The organism is Planctomycetota bacterium (assembly GCA_021414025.1).
Taxonomy (GTDB): domain Bacteria; phylum Planctomycetota; class Phycisphaerae; order Phycisphaerales; family SM1A02; genus SYAC01.
Genome location: JAIOPG010000004.1, coordinates 242452 through 262814 on the forward strand (window position 1 = coordinate 242452; position 20363 = coordinate 262814).

General features: G+C 66.5%; 17 protein-coding genes. 11 read left to right on the forward strand and 6 right to left on the reverse strand.

Annotated elements, in window-relative coordinates:
- Positions 1-68 precede the first annotated feature (68 nt).
- Together acs and alaS are read right to left on the reverse strand one after the other, a co-directional pair.
- Entirely contained in the window at positions 69-2063 is a 1995-nt protein-coding gene (acs, locus tag K8R92_05630) for an acetate--CoA ligase (GenBank protein MCE9619368.1), read from the reverse strand.
- 85 nt (positions 2064-2148) lie between these two features.
- A complete protein-coding gene (gene alaS / locus K8R92_05635) occupies positions 2149-5046 on the reverse strand; it encodes an alanine--tRNA ligase (GenBank protein MCE9619369.1) in 2898 nt (965 codons plus the stop codon).
- Positions 5047-5083: 37 nt separating this feature from the next.
- Between alaS and tpiA the strand changes: the two genes are divergently transcribed.
- From tpiA to K8R92_05660, 5 genes are read left to right on the forward strand one after another with little or no spacing between them, the layout of a single operon-like run.
- Positions 5084-5881, forward strand: coding sequence for a triose-phosphate isomerase (gene tpiA, locus K8R92_05640; GenBank protein MCE9619370.1), 798 nt, complete (start codon positions 5084-5086; stop codon positions 5879-5881).
- A gap of 13 nt (positions 5882-5894) precedes the next feature.
- Positions 5895-6467: a preprotein translocase subunit SecG gene (secG, locus tag K8R92_05645; protein ID MCE9619371.1), complete on the forward strand. Its 573-nt coding sequence runs from the start codon at positions 5895-5897 to the stop codon at positions 6465-6467.
- Positions 6464-7348: a YicC family protein gene (locus tag K8R92_05650; protein ID MCE9619372.1), complete on the forward strand. Its 885-nt coding sequence runs from the start codon at positions 6464-6466 to the stop codon at positions 7346-7348. The genes secG and K8R92_05650 overlap by 4 nt, the downstream gene beginning before the upstream one ends.
- The gene (locus K8R92_05655; protein ID MCE9619373.1) at positions 7338-8399 is read left to right on the forward strand and encodes a phosphotransferase; all 1062 of its coding nucleotides are present in this window, start codon (positions 7338-7340) and stop codon (positions 8397-8399) included. Before K8R92_05650 ends, K8R92_05655 begins: the two co-directional genes overlap by 11 nt.
- A gap of 17 nt (positions 8400-8416) precedes the next feature.
- The gene (locus tag K8R92_05660) at positions 8417-9397 is read left to right on the forward strand and encodes a PDZ domain-containing protein (protein ID MCE9619374.1); all 981 of its coding nucleotides are present in this window, start codon (positions 8417-8419) and stop codon (positions 9395-9397) included.
- 21 nt (positions 9398-9418) lie between these two features.
- Here K8R92_05660 and K8R92_05665 read toward each other — a convergent pair whose 3' ends face one another.
- Complete coding sequence (locus K8R92_05665) at positions 9419-10039, reverse strand: nucleoside monophosphate kinase (protein ID MCE9619375.1); 621 nt, start codon at positions 10037-10039, stop codon at positions 9419-9421.
- Between the two features lie 76 nt (positions 10040-10115).
- Between K8R92_05665 and K8R92_05670 the strand changes: the two genes are divergently transcribed.
- Positions 10116-11852, forward strand: coding sequence for a DHH family phosphoesterase (locus K8R92_05670; protein MCE9619376.1), 1737 nt, complete (start codon positions 10116-10118; stop codon positions 11850-11852).
- Here the strand turns inward: K8R92_05670 and K8R92_05675 are convergent.
- Together K8R92_05675 and phoU are read right to left on the reverse strand one after the other, a co-directional pair.
- Positions 11849-13264 carry a UTP--glucose-1-phosphate uridylyltransferase gene (locus tag K8R92_05675; protein MCE9619377.1) on the reverse strand — a complete coding sequence of 472 codons (1416 nt, stop codon included), beginning with the start codon at positions 13262-13264 and terminating at the stop codon, positions 11849-11851. The two genes, K8R92_05670 and K8R92_05675, sit on opposite strands and share 4 nt — an antisense overlap.
- Before the next feature lie 7 nt (positions 13265-13271).
- Positions 13272-13973 carry a phosphate signaling complex protein PhoU gene (gene phoU, locus K8R92_05680; GenBank protein ID MCE9619378.1) on the reverse strand — a complete coding sequence of 234 codons (702 nt, stop codon included), beginning with the start codon at positions 13971-13973 and terminating at the stop codon, positions 13272-13274.
- Positions 13974-14005: 32 nt separating this feature from the next.
- On the opposite strand from phoU, the gene K8R92_05685 reads away from it, so the two are divergent.
- From K8R92_05685 to K8R92_05695, 3 genes are read left to right on the forward strand one after another with little or no spacing between them, the layout of a single operon-like run.
- Positions 14006-14743, forward strand: coding sequence for a pyridoxine 5'-phosphate synthase (locus K8R92_05685; GenBank protein ID MCE9619379.1), 738 nt, complete (start codon positions 14006-14008; stop codon positions 14741-14743).
- Between the two features lie 14 nt (positions 14744-14757).
- Positions 14758-15690 (forward strand): 4-hydroxy-tetrahydrodipicolinate synthase, encoded by a 933-nt coding sequence (dapA, locus tag K8R92_05690; protein ID MCE9619380.1) that lies wholly within the window; start codon positions 14758-14760, stop codon positions 15688-15690.
- Positions 15687-16241, forward strand: coding sequence for an NUDIX domain-containing protein (locus K8R92_05695; protein ID MCE9619381.1), 555 nt, complete (start codon positions 15687-15689; stop codon positions 16239-16241). The genes dapA and K8R92_05695 overlap by 4 nt, the downstream gene beginning before the upstream one ends.
- A gap of 36 nt (positions 16242-16277) precedes the next feature.
- On the opposite strand, the gene glmM is transcribed toward K8R92_05695, so the two are convergent.
- Positions 16278-17663, reverse strand: a complete 1386-nt coding sequence (gene glmM, locus K8R92_05700) for a phosphoglucosamine mutase (protein ID MCE9619382.1) — start codon at positions 17661-17663, stop codon at positions 16278-16280.
- An 82-nt stretch (positions 17664-17745) separates the two neighbouring features.
- Between glmM and K8R92_05705 the strand changes: the two genes are divergently transcribed.
- Positions 17746-18126 (forward strand): 6-carboxytetrahydropterin synthase, encoded by a 381-nt coding sequence (locus K8R92_05705; protein MCE9619383.1) that lies wholly within the window; start codon positions 17746-17748, stop codon positions 18124-18126.
- A complete protein-coding gene (ppk1, locus tag K8R92_05710; protein MCE9619384.1) occupies positions 18123-20291 on the forward strand; it encodes a polyphosphate kinase 1 in 2169 nt (722 codons plus the stop codon). The genes K8R92_05705 and ppk1 overlap by 4 nt, the downstream gene beginning before the upstream one ends.
- The last annotated feature ends 72 nt before the right edge of the window (positions 20292-20363 follow it).

Here is a 20363-nt window from a genome sequence, read left to right on the forward strand (position 1 = left end):
GTTTTTATTTTTGACGCCAGGAAATAGAGGCAGGGTCGGCGCAAGGAGAGCGATCCTCCGCGCGGAAATCACTCTTCGCTCTCGCGGAGCTTCGCCAGCACATTGAAGTCCTCGAGGGTGGTCACATCCTGCGTGGTCTCCTTGCCGGCGGCGACGTCGCGCAGAAGGCGGCGCATGATTTTTCCCGAGCGAGTCTTGGGCAGCCCGTTGGTGAAGCGGATCATGTCGGGCCGCGCGATCGCGCCGATGTCGCCCGCGACATGCTCCATCAGCATCTGGCGCAGCGAGTCGTCGGCCGCGTGGGCGAAGTCCGGGTGCGGCACGCAGAACGCGGCGATGCCCGTGCCCTTGATCTCGTGGGGCATGCCGACCACGGCCGCCTCGACGACCATCTTGCTGCCCACCAGGCTGCTCTCCACTTCCGCAGTTCCAAGGCGGTGACCGCTGACGTTGAGCACATCGTCAATTCGGCCCATGATCCAGAAGAATCCGTCGCCGTCGCGCCGCGCCCCGTCACCCGCGAGGTACATGCCGGGAATCCGCTTCCAGTAGGTCTCGATGAAGCGATCGCGGTCGCCGTGGATGCCCCGCAGCATGCCCGGCCAGGGCTTGCGGATGACCAGCAGCCCGCCCGAGTTCGGCGACAGCTCGTTGCCCTGCTCGTCGACGATGGCCGCGTCCACGCCGGGGAAGGGCAGCGTGCATGACCCGGGCTTCAGCGGCGTGCACCCCGGCAGCGGCGTGATGAGGTGTCCGCCGCTCTCGGTCTGCCAGAAGGTGTCCATGATCGGGCAGCGGTCATGGCCGATCTTTTCGCGGTACCACATCCACGCCTCGGGGTTGATGGGCTCGCCGACCGATCCGAGCAGTTGCAGGCTGGAGAGATCATGCGCCGCGGGCAGCGCGTCGCCCCACTTCATGAAGGCGCGAATCGCGGTGGGGGCGGTGTAGAAATGCGTGACCTTGTGGCGCTGAATGATTCGCCAGAAGCGGTCTTCTTTCGGCGCGTTGGGCGCGCCCTCAAACATCAGAGTCGTGACGCGGTTGGGAAGGATGCCGTAGATCACATAGCTGTGGCCGGTGACCCAACCGATGTCGGCGGTGCACCAGAAAACTTGTTTGGCATTCGGAAGCAGGTTGAAAGTCAGTTTCGCCGTGTAGGCGGTGTAGACCATGTAGCCGCCGGTGGTGTGGCGGATTCCCTTGGGTTTTCCGGTGCTTCCCGAGGTGTAGAGCAGGAAGAGCAGATCCTCGGCCTCCATCGGTTCGCAGGGGCATGATTCTGATTCCTTTGCGACCGCCTCGTGCCACCATTGATCGCGCCCGCCGTGCAGGGTGATCTTGTTTCCGCAGCGCCGGAGCACCAGGACATTCTTGACTTCCGGCAGTTGCTCGCAGGCCTTGTCGACATTCTCCTTCAGCGGAACCACTGAGCCGCGCCGCCACGCGCCGTCGCAGGTGAGGATGACCTTGCTGCCCGCGTCATGCACGCGATCAACGATGGCGCTGGCTGCGAATCCGCCGAAGATGACGCTGTGCGGCGCGCCGATGCGGGCGCAGGCCAGCACGGCGAAGGCGAGTTCCGGCACCATCCCCATGTAGAGCGTGACCACATCACCTTTGCGCACGCCCATGTGCTTGAGCGCGTTGGCGATGCGGCAGACTTCACTCTGCAGCTCGGCGTAGGTGATTTTTCGGATCTCGGGCGAGTCTCCATCGGCGCCGGCTGGTTCGCCCTCCCAGAGGATCGCCACGTCGTTTCCATGGCCTTCGGCCACGATGCGGTCCACGGCGTTGAAGCACGCATTGGTGGTGCCGCCTGAAAACCATTTGGCGTCGGGGCATTTCCATTCCAGCACCTTGCTCCACGGCTTGTACCAGTGGAATTGTTTGGCGATGTCGCCCCAGAATTTTTCCGGCTCCTTGATGGCCTGCTCGTGCAGCTTTTGATAGGCCGCCATGTCCGGGACATGGAGCGTGCCGGTCGACGCGGCAAACTCCTTCGAAGCCTGAAAAACAGCCGAATCATTCTGAATGCTCTGGATTCCGCCGGTGCTCTTCATGTCGGCATGATGGCGGTGTCCCGCGTGCGCCGCAAGTGCAACCCACCATTGAACCCGCGGCGCTACCGCGACGTCGGTCGCTGGATCAGGCGAACTTCGAGGCGTGGGCCAGCGCGGCGTCGAGAGCCTCGCCCAGTCGCGACGCGTCCTTGCCGCCGGCCTGGGCCATGTCGGGCTTGCCGCCGCCGCTGCCACCGCAGGCTTGCGCCGCGATCTTCACCCAGTCGCCCGCCTTGAGGCCCTTGGCGATGAGCGAAGCCGGCACGCGGGCGGCGATGGAAACTTTTCCCGCTTCCGCATCGGGCGAAGCGACGAGCGTCGCGGTCTCCGGCGCCTTGGCTTTCGCCGCATCCAGCGCGGCGAGCAGGGCGGGTGGATCCGCGTGATCAAGGCGAGCCACCAGCGGCCCGCCCATGTGCGATTCGAGCAGCGACCGCATGCGGGCCACGGCGGCTTCGCGGCTGGAAGCCTCGCCTTCGCGGCGGGCGCTCTTGGCCTTCTCGCGCAGCGCGTCCATCGCGGTGTTCAGCGCGGGCCGCTGGGAGTGGACCAGCGGCAGCGACTGCATCAACTGTCCAATCGCGGAAACTTCCTCGGCGAGAGCCGCACCTTGCAGCGTCGAAGCCTGCTCGATGCGGGCTCGCAACGATTCGGTCGCCTGGATCGCGGCGGTGGCAGCCACGCCCGCCAGCGCGGTGATGCGGCGCACGCCGGTGCTCAGCGCGCCCTCGCCCATGATGGCGAAATCGTGGGCCTCGCGGCAGGAGGCCAGGTGCGTGCCGCCGCAGAATTCCACGCTGCAACCGCGCCACTTGGCGTTGGCGGGATCGGCCAGCAAAGCGTCCACGGTGGCGCCGATGGAGACCACGCGCACCGGGTCGGGGTACTTCTCGCCGAAGACGGCGCGGACCCCCGCGATGTTCTTCGCCTGATCCAGCGGCGCGTTGGCCGCGTTGACCACGCTGTTGCGGGCGATGTGCTCGCGCACCAGCTTCTCGACGCGAACGATTTCTTCGCCGGTCATGCCGCGCGGATAGGAGAAGTCGAAGCGCAGACGGTCGTCCGCCACCAGGCTGCCGCGCTGCTGCACCTCGTCGCCCAGCGTTTCGCGCAGTGCCCAGTTCAGCAGGTGCGTCGACGTGTGGTGCGCCGCGATCAGGTGGCGCCGCGGCCGCTTCAAGTCCATGATCACCGAGTCGCCGCGGTGGATCTCGCCATGCTTGACGTGTCCCAGGTGCAGCACGTAGCCCGCCTCGTTGAAGACATCCTTCACCTCGAACTCGACGGCGTTGACCCGGTCGCTGTTGTGGCTCACCCCGCCGGTGGCCGCCGAAAGCACGCCGCCGGTGAACTCGTCGTTGTCCTCGATGGACGTCTTGCGGGCGCCCAGGGCATGCTCCGCCACGATGATGCCAGTGTCGGAAATCTGTCCGCCGCTTTCGGCATAGAAGCTGGTTCTTTTCACGATGATCGCCGCGGTGACGCCGGCTTCGAGCTTTTCCTGCAGGTGGCGGCCATCCCAGATCGCCGCCACGCGGCTGGTGACCGGCCGACCGAGGTACTTCGGGGCCTCGTCGGTGTGCGCAACATGCAGCGTCTGCAATTTCGCGATGGCGTCCGGCGTCAGCGTGATGCGGGCCTCGTCCTGTGTGCCCGCGCGGCTGGTCTCGCGGGCCCGCTCCATCAGCTTCTGGTAGCCCGCGATGTCCACGGTGAGCGATCGCTCCTGGGCCATCACCTGGGTCAGGTCGACCGGAAATCCCATCGAGTCGTGCAGTCGGAAGGCGTCCTCCGCGGAAATGACATCGCCCTTGGTCCGCGCCACGGTCGCCGCCGCCTCGAAGAGCTCGATGCCGCGCTCGAGAGTCTTGCCAAAGGCGACCTCCTCGTCGCGGATGACCTCGGTCAGGCGCTTCTGCTGCTGACGCAACTCGGGGAAGACTTCACCCAGCGACTGGCAGACCGCCGGCACCACTTGGTGCAGATAGGGTCCGCGCGCGCCAAGGTGCTGGTGGCCCATCCGCGCAGCGCGGCGAAGAATCCGGCGCAGCACATAGTTGCGCCCCTCACTGCCCGGCGCGGCGCCGTCGGCGATCGCGCTGCAAAGGCAGCGCACGTGATCCGCGGCCACGCGGTAGGCGATGTCGGCGGGATCGTCGAGCGTGTTGCCGTAGGGCTTGGCGCCGGTCGCGGTCTGAATCGCCTGGAAGAGCGGCGTCCACAGGTCGGTTTCGTAGTTCGAACGCTTGCCCTGCAGCACCGACACCAGCCGCTCCAGCCCCATGCCCGTGTCCACGTGCTTGGCGGGAAGCGGGGTGAGCTTGCCGCCGCTCTCGCGGTTGAACTGGATGAAGACCAGGTTCCAGATTTCAAGCACATCGGGATCGCCCGAGTTCACCAGCGCCGCCGCGTCGCGCCCGCCGATGCGATCGAAATGGATTTCGCTGCAGGGTCCGCAGGGGCCCGTCTCGCCCATCTCCCAGAAGTTGTCCTTCATGTTGCCGGGCAAAACATGCGAGGCCGGCAAAAATTTCAACCACAGCGCCTTGGCTTCCTCATCCGGCTCCAGGCCCGCCTTCGTGTCGCCGCCGAAGTAGGTGGCGTAGAGGCGCTCCTTGGGAATTTCATAGACCCGCGTCAGCAGATCCCACGCCCACTCGATCGACTCCTTCTTGAAGTAGTCACCGAAGGACCAATTGCCCAGCATCTCGAAGAAGGTGTGGTGATAGGCGTCGCGGCCCACGTCCTCCAGGTCGTTGTGCTTGCCGCCGGCGCGGATGCACTTCTGCGTGTCGACGGCGCGGACGTAGGAGCGCGTGCCGCGGCCCAGGAAGACATCCTTGAACTGGTTCATCCCCGCGTTGGTGAAGAGCAGCGTCGGATCGTCGTGCGGCACGACCGGGCTCGAGGGCACCACCGCGTGCCCCGCGTGCTTGGCGAAGTAGTCGAGAAAAGTTTTCCGGATGTCGGCGGCGCTTCGCATCCGACGATTCTAGAAATCTGCGGGTATCCTGCCGGGCATGGCGCAGCACGATTCCAAGCGGCTCTTTGTGGGCGGCAACTGGAAAATGAATGGAACCCGGGAGGCGGCCGGCCGGTTGGCGGGGGAGATCGCCGCCGCTTTCGAGCCCATGGCGGCTTCGGTGGACGCGGCCATCTTTCCGCCTTTCCCCTACCTGCAGCAGGTCGGCGAGATCATCCGGGGCAGTGGAGTGCTGCTTGGGGCGCAGCAGGTCAGTGCCGAGGCCAATGGAGCCTTCACCGGCCAGGTGAGTGCCGAAATGTTGATCGACTTGGGGGTCCAGATAGTAATTATAGGACATTCGGAATGTCGCCAGCTCCTCAATGAGCCAGATTCCCTGATCGGCGAGAAAGTCTCCATGGCGGTTTCCTCCGGGCTCTCAGTGATGCTCTGCGTGGGGGAGACCTGGGAGGAGCGTCAGGCCGGCCAAGCCGAAAGCGTCTGTAGACGCCAGATTACGGCGGCTTTGAAGGGGATCCACACGGACCACCTCGGCTCGATCCTGATCGCCTACGAGCCGATCTGGGCAATCGGCACCGGGCGTTCGGCAAGCCCCCAGGATGCCTCCACAAGCCACGCGTCGCTGCGGAAAGACATCCGGGATCTGTATGATCCTTCGCTCGCTGCAGCGGCCCGAATCCTTTATGGAGGATCGGTGAATCCCGCGAATGCGACCTCCCTTTTTTCGCAACCTGAAATCCAGGGAGCGCTGGTCGGGGGTGCCAGTTTGAAGGCGGCGGACTTTGCCTCGATTCTTCGAGGCGCATCACAGGCGGCATCAAGCCGCCGCAGTTAGGAGCTTGGACTTCATGAGCGTCTTCTTCACCGTCTTGACCTTTCTCTTCATCCTGATCAGCGTGGCGCTGGTGCTGGTCATTCTTGTGCAGCGGCCCCAGGGCGGCGGACTCTCCAGCGCCTTCGGCGGCGGCGGCGGAACCGATACGGCCTTCGGCGGACGGACCGGCGACGCACTGACGGTCGGCACGGTCTCGGTCTTCGCCGTCTATCTGCTGCTGGCGATGGCGCTGAACATCTTCAATCCGCAGACCACGATGTCTTCGCTCGTGCCCGGCAGCGCATCGACCACGACCGAGCAGGCTCCGGCCAATTCAACCACTCCGGCAAGTCCGACCGATCCCGGCAGCACTCCCATTCCCGCGGCGACGCTTCCGATGCGACCGGTCACCATGCCACCGGGAGCGAATCCCGCAGGCAATCCTGCGACGCAACCGACGACCGCGCCTGCGACGCCACCCGCGACCGCTCCGGCCACGGCGCCTGCGTCGACAACGCCTCCGCCGAGCACCGCGCCATCGGCTCCGCCCGCCGGCGCTCCGGCCTCCACGCCGCCCGCAAATCCCGAGAAGCCTCGGCAATCATGATTCGCTCCATGACGGGCTTCGGATCGGCGTCAGGGACGCACGAAGGCCTGCATCTTTCGCTTGAGGTCCGCTCGGTCAACAACCGCTATTTCAAGGGCGTGATTCGCCTGCCCACAGAGCTGGCCCCGCTCGAGGGCGAGCTCGAGGCCAAGCTGGCGGCGCGGGTTGCACGAGGCAGCGTGACCCTGACCGTGCGGGCCACCGACTCGACGTCGCGCAGCGCCGGCCGCATCAACACCGAAGTTCTCAAGAGCTACCTCTCGCAGTTGGAGAGCGTGATGCCCGACGGCCGCAAGGGATCGCTCGACGCGAGCTCGCTCCTTTCGCTGCCCGGCGTGATCATCGACGATGGCTCGCAGCGGATGTGCGACACCGCCCGCGCCGGCATCGACGCGCTGCTTGACAAGAGCGTCGCCGAGATGAACGACATGCGCAATCGCGAGGGCGAGGCGCTGCGCGGCCAATTGGTGCAGTTCGGCGCGACCTTGGACGAGCGGCTGAAGGAGATCGCGCTGCGCGTTCCCAACGTGGCCGATCTCTACCGCGAGCGGCTCCGCGCCCGCATGAAGACGCTGCTCGCCGAATCCGGCGCCGCGGTGCGCGAGGAGGACATGCTCCGCGAGGTGGCGGCCTTCGCCGAGCGCAGCGACATCGCCGAGGAGGTGCACCGGCTCGAGGGGCATCTGGAGCAGTACCGGCAATTGCTCGATCCCAAGCGCCCCGACGCCGTGGGCCGCGCCCTGGACTTCCTGGCCCAGGAGATGCTGCGCGAGGCCAACACCATCGCCAGCAAGGCTTCCGATTACGAGATCAGCAAGCGCGTGGTGGAGATGAAGACCGCCATCGATCGGATCAAGGAACAGGCGGCGAATGCCGAGTGAAGCCCCCGCGGGGGGAGTGTCGCTCGAGGAAGTCAACGATGCGCTGGGGCAGTGGGAGATCGGATCGGTGCGCGAGATCGCGCCGCTGACCGGCGGCAGCCGCGCCAACCCGAAGATGCGAATCCACTCCGAGCGCGGCGCCTTCGTGCTCAAGCGCCGGCCGGTCCAGCAGACCGACCTCGAGCGCATCCGCTTCGCCCACCACGCGCTGGGCACGGTCGCCGCCGCCGGACTTCCGGTCGCGCTGCCGCAGCCCGCCCGCGACCGCTCCACCTTCCAGGTCCGCCCGCACGGCATCTACGAATTGTTCAACTTCCTCGGCGGCGAGCGCTGGAAGCGCAGCGAGCTGCAGGCCTACGAGGCGGGGCGGGCGCTCTCGCGCCTGCATCGCGCGGCGCTGGAGATGCAATGGCATGGCCACGTGAAGGCCTCCTGCTACCACGGCAACCTGGTGGTGGTGGAGGCGCTGCGCCGCGTGCCCGAGGCGATCCTGGCCGCGCAGCCGGAAACGCCGCAGCAGCCGTTGATCGATCAATGCCAGAAACTCTCCAGCCTCTACCAGGTGGCGTCGGAGAAGGTGGATGAGCTGGAGTACCAGGCGCTGGACAGCCAGGTCGTGCATGGCGACTGGCATCCGGGAAACATCCTCTTTGCGGGCGATGAGGTCACCGGCGTGCTCGACTTCGACTCGGCGCGGCTGGAGCCCGCGATCGCCGATGTCGCCAACGGCCTGCTGCAGCATTCGGTGCGGGCGGGGCCGCGAAGGGCCGTCGCCCAATGGCCCCATGAAATCGACGAAGCCCTCTTCTTTGGATTCGCCCGCGGGATCGCCAGCGCCGACTCCGGGTCGTTGCTCAAGTTCGTGAAGATGGTGCCGTGGCTTATGATCGAGGCGTGCATCGCGGAAGCCGCCATTCCAATCGCCAAGACCGGGATCTTCGCGACCATTCCCGGAGACCAGATGCTGTCGCTGATTCTGCGGCGGGCCTCGTGGATCCAGGGCCAGGCGGCCATGCTCTCCAAGCGGCTCGCCCTGGAGATCAAGGTTTGACATCGGGCTGGAGAGGGATGGGATTTCATCTCGTGGTCGTGATCGCGGCGTTGCTCGCCTCGCCTGCCGCGTCGAAGGCGCAGGCGCCCGATCCGCCCGCCAACGAGCCTCCCGCGGCGGATGCGCCTCCCGCGAAGGCACCCGATCCTCCGGTGAAGCCCCAGAATCCGGCGGCCAATCCCAATGTCCGCATGCCGGTGCTCAAGCCCGCGAACTTGAATCCCAATCCCAACGCCATCATGCGAAACCAGGCGGGCGGCCGCGGATTCGGCGGTATGAACATGGTGCAGGACCGCGCCATCATCGAGTCGATGTCGCACGAAAGGCTGCTGACCGTCGAGCCGCCTGCCGCGGTCCTGAATCTCCTGCCGGCGCTGGACGATCCCTCCTTTGCAGTGCGCGAAGCGGCTTCGCAGAAGTTGCTCGACCGTTCCTTCCCCGACGAGGCGATCTGGGCGGTGCTTGATCGCTTCAAGCTCAGCGAGGAGGCCCGCGGCCGGCTTCTCACCGTCGCCTATCGGCGCGTCAGCGAGCGGCCGCGCGGCGCGCTGGGCATCCGCATGGGCACGGCGGCGATCGGCCGGCCCGGCGTCATCATCCAGGCGACCCTGCCGGGAATGCCTGCGGAGAAATTCCTCAAGGCCGGGGACGTCATCGAGGAGATCGACGGCCAACCCGTGCCGACCACCAACGCGCTCGTCGATGCGATCCAGAATTTCGCGCCGGGGCGTGAGATCAAGATCAAGTTGCGGCGGCCCGAGCGCGACCCGCAGGGGCGGTTCCTCCTCGGTCCGGACCAGAAGAACATCGAGCGGCCGATCGACCTCTCGATGCCTCTGGGCAACGCCGAGGATCTGGATCGCGCCGATCCCGGCGATCCCCGAGCCGGGCAGAACATGCAGTTGCAACAGCGAAAACTGGAGGCGGCGATCATTCTGCGCCGCTTCGCCGCGCCGTCGGCGCCCGCGAATGGGCTGCGCCCGGTCGATCTGCCCTGACCCCGACGTGGGCGACCCGGTTCAGGCGACCAGCGGATTGCGGAAGTGGTGGTCCTGGATCGGCGCCACCAGATCGAGCACCGACATGAGCACAATCGAGGGACTGCTGGTGGCATTCACCTCGTGGATGATGTTCTTGGGATAGAAGGAAAGCACCGGCTCCGTCTCCTTGCGGTAGACGTCGAAGCGGTGCTGGATCACCTTTTCGTCGGCGTCATCGAGGCGGTTCTCCTTCATCGCGCGGCGGCGCATGCGGCGGACCATCTCCGCCTGGTCCGGGCAGACCAGGTGCAGCACGGCCAGCACATCCAGATAGTCCTTGAGCGCCTTCGCCTGGCTCACGGTGCGCGGGATGCCGTCAAGCACCAGCAGGTCCGCCGCGGGCTTGAAGAAACTCAGCGCCACCTGGGCCTTCATGTTCTGCTGCCACATCTCCACCGTCAGCTCGTCGGGAACCAGCTCGCCCTTGCTCGAGTGGGCCAGGAACTTCTTTCCCAGCGGGCTGCTCAGGTCCAGCGAGCGGAAGACGTCGCCGCACGCGAGATGGAAGAAGCCCGGCACGTGCCCGAGGATTTTTCCCTGCGTGCCCTTGCCGGATCCGGGGGCGCCAAAAAGAAGAATGCATTTGTATCGATGGCTCATCGGGGTTCCTCAGCGGTTCGCCGGAGTATGCCATGAGAATCCATTCCGCGAAAGCGAATGGGGCTACTCTCCGTGCGTGGAATTTCCCAAGCACCAGTGGCACGTGGAGGCGACGGCGCAGGATCCCTCCCTTCCGCTGCGCGAGCGGGTGATCCGCCGGCGCGGGCTGCTGGGGGAGCGCAACCAGAAGCTCTTCGCCTCGGGCCAGCCGTCGCTGAGTCTTCTGCACGACCCGGGCTCCCTGCATGGCGCGATCGAGGTCGCCCAGACGCTCGACCGCTGGATCACCGAGAGCCGGCGCATCGCGGTCTATGGCGACTACGACGCGGACGGCATCTGCGCCTGCGCGATCCTGATCCGGCTGCTTCGCCTGCTGAACGTGGAGCCGCCCGCGATCGCCTACATCCCGCATCGCGTGGTTGAGGGCTATGGCCTGCACGCCGAGGCGCTGCAGGAGCTGCACGCGCAGGGGATCGACGCCGTCATCACCGTGGACTGCGGGGGTTCCTCCATCGAGGAGGCGAAGCTGGCGAAATCGCTGGGCATGGAGCTGGCGATCACGGATCATCACCGGCTGCTGCGGGATGTCGATGGAAAAGTCATTCTGCCCGAATGCGTGGCGCTGGCCCATCCGGAGCTGGGCGACACACCCTTCCGACCGATTTGCGCCGCGATGGTGGCGCTGAAGATCGCCAAGCGGTTGATCCGAATTCGCACCGGCGAAAAACCACCGTTGGTCATGACGCAGTGGATCGTGAACGAGGCGCTGCCGCTGGCGGCGGTGGGAACGGTGGCCGACGTCATGCCGCTGCTGGACGAGAACCGGATCGTGGTCGGCAACGGGCTGGCGGCGCTGCGCACCACCACCCTGGTCGGGCTGCGCTCGGTCATCCCCGGCTCCGCCTTCAAGTCGCCACAGATGGATTCAAGCGTGATCGGTTTTCAGATCGCGCCGCGACTGAACTCGGCCGGGCGGCTGGAGCACGCGACGCAGGCGCTGGATCTGCTGCTGAGCGATCAGCCCGATGCGTGCAAAAAAATGGCCGCGAAGCTGGACGAGTTGAACTTTCAGCGCAAGCAGGACACGGAAGTGGTGCACTTGCTCGCCCGCAGCAAGGTGCTTGAGGGCGGACTGAACGCCGCGGATTCCTGCTCGATCGTTCTGGCGGACCGAAGCTGGAATCCGGGCATTCTCGGCCCCGCAGCCTCGAGGCTCTCGGAGGAATTCGCCCGGCCGGTGTTGCTCTTCGGCGCCAGCGAGAGCGGATGGAAAGGCTCCGGCCGGGCGCCCAGCGGCTTCGACCTGCACGCCTGCCTGACGAGTTGCGCCAAATACTTCACCAGTTTCGGCGGCCATGCGGCGGCGGCGGGGGGATCGATGTCCTTCGATCAGCTCGAGCCCTTCGTGAAGGATTTCGAAGTCGCGGCGCGGACCCAGATGCGCGAGGGAGTGCGCAAGCCCGATTTGTTCATCGACGCGGAGCTTCCCTACAAAACGGCCAAAGACAAGCCGGCGCTGGCCGAGATCCAGTCGCTCGGGCCATTTGGCCAGGGATTCCCCGAGCCCAACATTCTCATCCGCGGCCTGCGGGTCCTGCGCACCGACATCCTCGCGGGCACCGGATTGAAGTTGCTGGTGGAGGACGATGCCAACGCCAAGGGCGAGCTCATTCTCTGGCGCTGCGGACATCTGCGCGGACTCTTCACGCCGGGCCGGCGCTTCGACGCGGTGGGCTGTCCCAAACCCAGCAGCAATCCGCGCTTTCCCCCGTCGATCCATGTCAAGGATGTCCGCTTTCACGACGGCGGCTAAATCACGAATTCTTCGCCGCGGCGGATGGTGCGCACGGTGATCCGGTTGCGCAGATCGGCGGCCTCGAGCGCGGCCAGCGGGCCAATCTCGATCTTCGCGTCCACGCTGCCGTCGGTGCGCTTGGGAATGGTCACGCCCACCGCCTCGAGCCAGGCGCCGTTGCGGTCGCTCTGGATGCGGTGGCTGCTGGCCGGACTGTCCTCGCCCTCGGCATTCTTGATCGGCGCGAACTCCTCCATGCGGCTGGTCTGCAGCGTGACGCTGTTGCGGGCCAGCGGCAGCGCGTCGAAGATGAAGCACTCGAACTTGAAGGCGTTGGGCTTGTCGGGAAGAATCCGCGCGCCGGTGGCGGCGTCGAAGCTGGGCACCTTCTTGTGGGCGCGGTGCCAGGGCAGCTTGATGTCGCTGCTGGCGGCCAGACGCTGGGCGAACTCGACGGAGATCACGTGCACCGCGATGTTGGCTGCGCCGAAGGCGAGCTCGCCCTTCTCGTCGCGCTGATGGGCCATCGCAGAGGGAAGGTCGGAGTATTCGATGACGGTCGTGCGGTTGCCGGCGGGTGTCGGTGTGAGGCAGAGCACGCCGACCTTCTCGGCGGCGTTGCGCTTGGGGATGCACTTGCTGCTCATCTCGCCGCTGGAGCCCGGGGCATGCACGTGGGCGCCCAGGAAGATCGGATCGACGACGCGCACCAGCGGATTGTCCACCTGGAAGTAGCTCAGCTGGGTGATGCCGCGGGCGGCCATCTCCTTCAGCGCGCCGGAATGATGCAGGGCGCGGATGGCGCCGCCATGGCCGTCGGGATTGGTCGCCACTTCGCCCGGCGCCGCCAGCAGCACGCGACCTTCTTCATCGGTGCAGGGGACGACACCCTGCGGAATGAAAACATGCTCCTGCTTGGGCCGCCCGAAGAAGTTGTTGTCGGCGAAGAAGGCCTGCGTGTCGTCGTCGTTGAGCGGGCTGGTCATGATGAACCAGGGGATGCGCACGCTGAAGCGGCGCTCGGTGGCCAGCAGCTGCTCGGCGAAGACGCGAAAGAGCGGCTTGCCGGTGACGACGGTGGCGGGGTAGGTGCCCTTGGGTCCGCGCCAGCCCAGCCGCGTGCCCTGGCCGCCGGCGACGGTGAAGGCCGCGACCTGTCCGCGCCGGATCATCTGCTCGCCAGCCTCGCGGAATTCGCGCGAGCCCGGGGCGTCATGGTGGATCACATTGGGCGGCGCCAGCGTGGAGAGGTCGCGCGAATGGTGCGCGCTCGTCTCCGCCATCATGCCCGCCAGCTCCTCCAGCGGGAGCGACTGGATCTGGTCGAGGAGGGACTCACGCGCGGCGGCGCCCAGTTTTTCGGTGCCGTCGAGCAGGTGCGTCTGCGACACCCGGCTCAAGCGCTCCTTGGTTTCCTGCAGTCGGTCCATCGTCGCCTCAGCCCTTTGTCCCGTCGCCCTTGGACTCCGGCGACTCGGGATCGCTCCAACCCTCGGGTCGGTGCCGGACGATCAATCCGCGGCGCAGGTAGATCACCTGCTCGCAGATGTTGGTGGAGTGGTCGGAGATGCGGTCGACGGCCTTGACCACGGCCAGCAGGCGGAAGGCGAAGCCGGCGCTGAAGACCCCCTTGGTGACCTGCTGCTCGGTGTCCATCAGGATTTCCTGCTTAAAGCGCTGCACCGTGTCGTCGAAGAGCAGCACCTGGCGGGCCAGCTCGGCGTCCTCGCGCTCCAGCGAGCGCGTTGCGTCGCGGAGCATGCCCAGCACGCTGTTGGCCATGACGCGAAAGGTGTTGGGCGGACGCTCGGTGAAGCTGCGGGAATCGAAGGCGCGCTCGGCGATGGTGACGCCGTCGTCGGCGATGCGCTCGAGCTCGTTGTTCACCTTCACGAGGGTCAGCACGGAGCGGATGGCATGCTCCTCGGTCTGACCCATCGCCAGCAGCGGAATGCATTTGCGCTCGATCTCGACATCGGCCTTGTCGATCTCCTCGTCGGCTCGGATCACCTCGCCGGCCTTCGCCTTGTCGGAGTCGAAGAAGCAGTCGACCGCCCGCGTGCAAAGGTCGAGGACGCGGCGGCCCTGCACCGTCATCTCTTTTTTCAGCGACGCAAGCTGCGTGTCGAAGGCGCTCATCTCGGGCCGATCTTAGCGGCTACTCTTTGTTTGTGCCTCTACTGAGCGTCAATGTGGACCACGTTTGCACCGTTCGACAGGCTCGAAAGGGAGCGGAACCCGATCCCGTACTCGCGGCGGAGCAGGCCGAGCTTGGCGGCGCCGACGGCATCACCGTGCATCTGCGCGAGGACCGCCGCCACATCCAGGACGAGGACGTGCGACGCCTGCGGCGGGCGGTCGCCACGCGGCTCCACCTTGAGATGGCCGCGACCCGTGAGATGATCCAGTTCGCCGCCGCCGTGAAGCCCGTGACCGCCATGCTGGTGCCCGAGCGCCGCCAGGAGCTGACCACCGAGGGCGGGCTGGACGCCGCGGCGCAGGTTCCCTGGCTGACCGAAGCCATCAAGATGCTGGGTGATGCCGGGATTCCCGTCAGCCTTTTCATCGACGCCGAGGCGCGTCAGGTCGACGCGGCGAAGCAGGTCGGCGCCTCCATCTGCGAACTGCACACGGGGCCCTGGGCCCACGCCGTGCAGGAGCAGCGGGGGGAGTTGGCCGGGAAACGCTCCGACGCGGAGCTGGAGAAATTGCGAACCGCGGGCAGGCTCGTCCTCGCCGCGGGGCTGCAGCTCAACGCCGGTCACGCCCTGAACACGCACAATGTGGGGCCGGTGGCGAGGCTGCCCGGGCTGCACGAGCTGCACATCGGTCATTCCATCGTGAGCCGCGCCCTCTTCGTCGGCCTGAAGGAGGCGGTGCGCGAAATGAAAGCGGCGATATTTTCATGAGCACGATGCCTCCCATGAAAGCGCTCAAACTCCCCGGCTGCTGGACGGCGTTGATCACGCCCTTCACCGCCGATGCATCGCAGGTGGACCTGCCGCGATTGAAGGAGCAGATCCGCGCCCAGTCCGAAGGCGGCGTGGCGGGGGTCGTTCCCTGCGGCACCACCGGCGAGGCGCCCACGCTGACGCCCGACGAGCACAGGCAAGTGGTCGAAGCCGCCGTGGCCGCGGCGAAGCCTCTCGGCCTGCAGGTGATGGCGGGGGCCGGCAGCAACAGCACCGCCAGCGCCGTGAAGTTGCAAAAACTGGTGGCGTCCCTTGGCGCCGACGCTTCGCTGCACGTCGCTCCCTACTACAACAAGCCGAACCAGGAGGGGATCTACCAGCACTTCATGATGGTCGCCGATGCGGCGGATCTGCCGGTCGTGCTCTACTCCATTCCCGGCCGCTGCGGCGTCGCCATTCTGCCCGAGACCGTCGAGCGCCTCTCGCGCCATCCGAACATCGCCGCCATCAAGGAAGCCACCGGCAGCGTCGAGTCCGCGCGGGAGATTCGCCGCCGCTGCTCCCTGCCCATCCTCTCGGGGGACGACATTCTCACGCTCGACTTCGCCCAGGCGGGCGCGATCGGCGTGGTGAGCGTGGTCAGCAACATTCTGCCGGCGGCGGTGCGCTCGCTGATCGACGCCTGCCTGGCCAAAGACTTCATCCAGGCCCGCACGCTGCATGAAGCGATGCTGCCGCTCTCCAGGGGGCTGCTGGCGCTGGACACCAATCCGATTCCGGTCAAGGCCGCCATGCAGTTGCTGGGCCGCGACAGCGGTGCTTTGCGCCTGCCGCTGGTGAAGGCGGCGGCTCCTGCGCTCAAGTCCATCGCCGCGCTGCTCAAGGAGGCGGGGCTTCCATCGGGCCGGCGCGACGGCGCGACTCCCGCGGAGTTGATCCGTTGAGCGACATGCATTCGGCGGAATACCAGATCGAGAAGCTGCCCTACAAGGTCGCGGTGCTCTGCTATCTGTGGGATCCAAAGGGGCGCGTGCTGATGCTGCACCGCAAGAAGCAGCCCAATCTCGGCATGTGCAGTCCGATCGGCGGCAAGTTGGAGATCAGCCAGGGCGAGGGGCCGCACGAGTGCGCGATCCGCGAGATTTCCGAAGAGGCGGGCGTGACGCTGGCCAGCGACGATGTGCGCTGCCTGGGCGTGGTGAGCGAGAAGGGTTACCAGGGGCAGACGCACTGGCTGATCTTTCTCTTCGAGACCACACGGAAGATCGATCCCGCGCTGATTCCCGAGCAGGAGTTCGACGAGGGGCGCCTGGAATGGGTTCCATTGAGCGACGTCGAAAAGCTCAACATTCCCTGGACCGACCGGCACATCATGTGGCCCGCGGTGCGCCGTCACAAGGACGGCGGCTTCTTCATGGTGCACATCGATTGCTCGACCGAGCCGCCCACGCACGTCCTGTGCGAGAGCAAGCTTCCCGACGCGGTCAAAAAATAATTGAGCGACGACCGGCCCTGCGCCGGCGATCAAGAATTACGAAGGCAAACCGGCGCTGGCGGCGACTTCGTCGGCCAGGTCGTTGGCCGCCTTCACGCTGCCCGCCTCGGCGATCAGCCGGATGATCGGCTCGGTGTTGCTGGCGCGCAGATGCACCCAGCCCTCGGGCAGGTCGATGCGCACGCCGTCGGTGGTGTCGAGCTTGGCTTTGGCGAAGGACTTGGTCACGCGCTCGAGAGCAGGCCGCACCGCAGCGATGCCGCCGATGCCGGCGAGCTCGAGCTTGCGCTTGATCATCGACACGGCGGGTATTTCCGAAACGATCGTCGACAGCGGTGTGCCGCGCTTCGCCAGCAGTTCAAGCGTCAGCGCGATGCCGCTGAGCGAATCGCGGATCCAGCAGACGCTCGGCCAGATCACGCCGCCATTGCCCTCGCCGCCGACCACGCAGTGCGCCGCCTTCATCGCCGAGACCACATTCGCCTCGCCGACCGCGCTGCGCAGCACCCGGCTGCCGGGGAACATCGCCGCCACCGAGTCGATCATCCGGCTGGTGCTGAGGTTGGTCGCCATGGCGCCGGGGCCGCCGCGCTCCAGCACGCGCAGCGCGCAGAGGGCGAGCGTGTATTCCTCGCCGATGAATCGTCCGCGCTCATCCACGATCGCCAGCCGGTCGGCATCGGGATCCTGGGCGAACCCGCAGGCGAAGCCACCCTTGGCCACCGCGCCGGCCAGTTGCCGCAGATTGGCCTCGATGGGTTCCGGCGTGTGGGCGAATTGGCCGGTCACCTCGCCGTTGAGATGCTCAAGGTGCACGCCCAATGCCTTCAGCAGCACTCGAACCGCGTGGCAGCCCGCGCCATTGACGCTGTCGACCACCACGCTCAGTTTCGCGGCGCGGATCGCATCGCGGTCGATCAGCTTCAAGACGCGCTGCACGTGGATTTCATCCGCGTCGTGGCGCCGCGCGACCGGAGTCGCCGGCGCGGATACGGCGGGGGCCCTGCCCATGGCCTTGAAGCGCTCGATGATGGCGTTGGCTTGGGCAGCCGGCGGCGCCGCGCCCGAAGCGTCGAGGCACTTGAAGCCGTTCCACTCGATTGGGTTGTGGCTCGCCGTCGAGATCAGGGCGCCATCCGCCTTGTCGTGCAGCACCATCACGCCGACGGTCGGCGTCATGGCCACGCCGAGATCGGTGACGCGGCAGCCGGTGGAGGCGAGACCCGCAATCGCCGACTCCAGCAGCGCCGCACCGCTGTGGCGCCCGTCGCGCCCGGTGATGACCCGCGGCGTCCCCTCGACGTGGTCGCGCAGCCACGATCCGAATGCAAGGCCGAACGCGACGGCCACCTCCGGCGTCATGCTTTGCCCCACGATGCCGCGGGCACCGGAGACGCTGAGCATCAGGGGCGCTGAGTCCATGCCGGAACGATAACGCTTTCCGCGGCGCGATGAAACATCGATTCCGGCCGCCGTTTCCCGCTCAGGCCATATACTCGATCGCATGTTCGAGCTCCGCGTTCGCCGCATTTTTCCGGCCGCCCACGCCATCGTGATGGCGGGGGTGCGCGAGCCCATGCATGGGCACAACTGGGAAGTCACGGTGGCGGTGTGCGGCGGCCGGCTCGACGGCGACGGCCTGCTCTGCGACTTCCACGCGTTGGAGCGCTCCCTCGACGAGACGATCCGCCCCTTCATGAACCGCTCCCTCAATGAGACGGCGCCCTTCGACAAGATCAATCCCACCGCCGAGCATGTGGCCCGGCACATCGCGAAAAAGATGATGACCGGACTTCCCGGCGGCGTCCGCGTGAAGGAAGTCCGCGTGACCGAGGCCCCGCAGTGCGAGGCGTGCTACCAGCCCCTCGAGGAGGCGACGGCTTGAAACGCGAGCGCATCCATCTCGATCCCATCGCCACCGACGCCAGCACCGGCAGCGAGGCCGCGCCCGCTCCGCTGACGGATCCCGCCCGCTTTCTCAACCGCGACTTCGAGTGGCTCGAGTTCAACCGGCGCGTCCTGGATGTCGCCGGCGACGCGGGCGTTCCGCTGCTGGAGCGGGTCCGCTTCCTCTCGATCTTCTCCAACAACCTCGACGAATTCTTCATGAAGCGGGTGGGCTCGCTGCGCAACCAGATCGAGGAGGGCCGCGCCGGCCCGGTGGTGGAGGCGCTCACCCCCACGCAGCAGTTCGCCGGCATCCGCGACCGCGTGCAGGCCATGGGCAAGGCGCAGGCGGGACTGCTCAAGAACGAGCTCTCGCGGGCGCTGCTGGAGAGCGGCATCGAACTGCTCAAGTGGGAGGGGCTGGACATCGACGAGCAGAACGAGGCCCGCAAATGGTTCCGCCACAATGTCTTCCCGATCCTGACGCCGCTGGCCGTCGATCCGGGACACCGCTTCCCCTTCATCTCCAACATGAGCGTGAGCCTGGGCGTGATGCTGCAGCGGCCGGGCGAAAGCGAGCAGCTCTTCGCGCGGGTCAAGGTGCCGGAGATTCCCTCGCGTCTCTACCGCGTCCCCGGCACGCGGCGATGGACCACGCTGCAGGACATCATCGAGCACAACCTGGACGAGCTCTTTCCCGGCATGGAGATTCTCAAGGTGCTGCCCTTCCGCGTCACCCGCAACGCGGAGATCGACAACGACAACGACGACGCCGATGATTTGCTCGAAGCGATCCAGCAGCAACTGCGCGAGCGCCGCTTCGCCCGCGTGGTGCGCATGGAGATTCCCTCCGACGCCAATCCGCGCATCCTCAAATTCCTGATGGACGAACTGGAGATCGACGAGGCGGACATCTACGAGTCCGATGGGCTGCTTGACTATGGCGCGCTCAACGAGATCGCCGACCTGGACGACGCCGATCTGCATTACACCCCCTGGACGCCGCTCAAGCCGGTGGACTACGACCACGGCAACTACGACCTCTTCGCGCGGATCCGTCGCGGCGACGTGCTGCTGCACCATCCCTACGAGAGCTTCGAGGCGAGCGTGGAGCAGTTCATCGAGCAGGCCGCCAAGGATCCCAAGGTGCTCTGCATCAAGCAGAGCCTCTACCGCACCAGCGGCGACAGTCCCTTCATCTCCAGCCTGATCCAGGCCGCGGAGAGCGGCAAGCAGGTCGCCGTGCTGGTGGAGCTGCGCGCCCGCTTCGACGAGGCCCGCAACATCCGCTGGGCCCGCAAGCTCGAAGACGCCGGCGTGCACGTCGCCTACGGCGTGGTCGGACTCAAGACCCACACCAAGACGGCGCTGGTGGTGCGCCAGGAAGCCGACGGCATCCGCTGCTACGGGCACATCGGCACCGGCAACTACAACTCCAAGACCGCCAAGCTTTACGAGGACATTGGTCTGCTGACCTGCCATCCCGAGATCACCGAGGACCTGACCGGCCTCTTCAACTACATGACGGGCCGCAGCCGCCAGCGCGACTACCAGCGCCTGCTGATCGCACCGGTGGCGATGAAGAAGCGATTCGTGCAGCTGATCGACCAGGAGATCGAGCTCACCAAGCCGGGCAGGCCGGGGCGGATCATCGCCAAGATGAACCAGCTCGAGGATCGCGGCATCATGGACGCGCTCTACAAGGCCAGCCAGGCGGGCGTGCAGATCGACCTGATCGTGCGCGGATTCTGCTGCCTGCGCCCGGGCGTGCCCGGCCTGAGCGAGAACATCCGCGTCCGCAGCATCGTCGGCCGTTTCCTCGAGCACAGCCGGATCTTCTGGTTCCAGGCGGGCAAGCAGGATCCGCTGGAGGGCGAGATGTACATCGGCAGCGCCGACTGGATGTACCGCAACCTGCAGACGCGCGTCGAGGCGGCCACGCCGATCCTGCTGGCGGAGCATCGCGCCCGTCTCTGGGAAGTCATCCAGACCTGCCTCAACGATTGCCGCCAGGCCTGGCAGATGCGCGGCGACGGGACCTACGAGCGCGTCCGCTGGGATCACCTCGACGCCGCCGATCCCCGCGCCATCGGCGTGCATCAGTTCCTGATGAACAGCGAAACCCAGCGGCACCGCCGGCTTTCTCACCCGAACACGTTGTGATTGATGCGCGGTGCTCTGCGGCGCTGTGGCTTTGCAATGACGGCGCTCAGCCCGCGCTGTCGTATTGCCGGC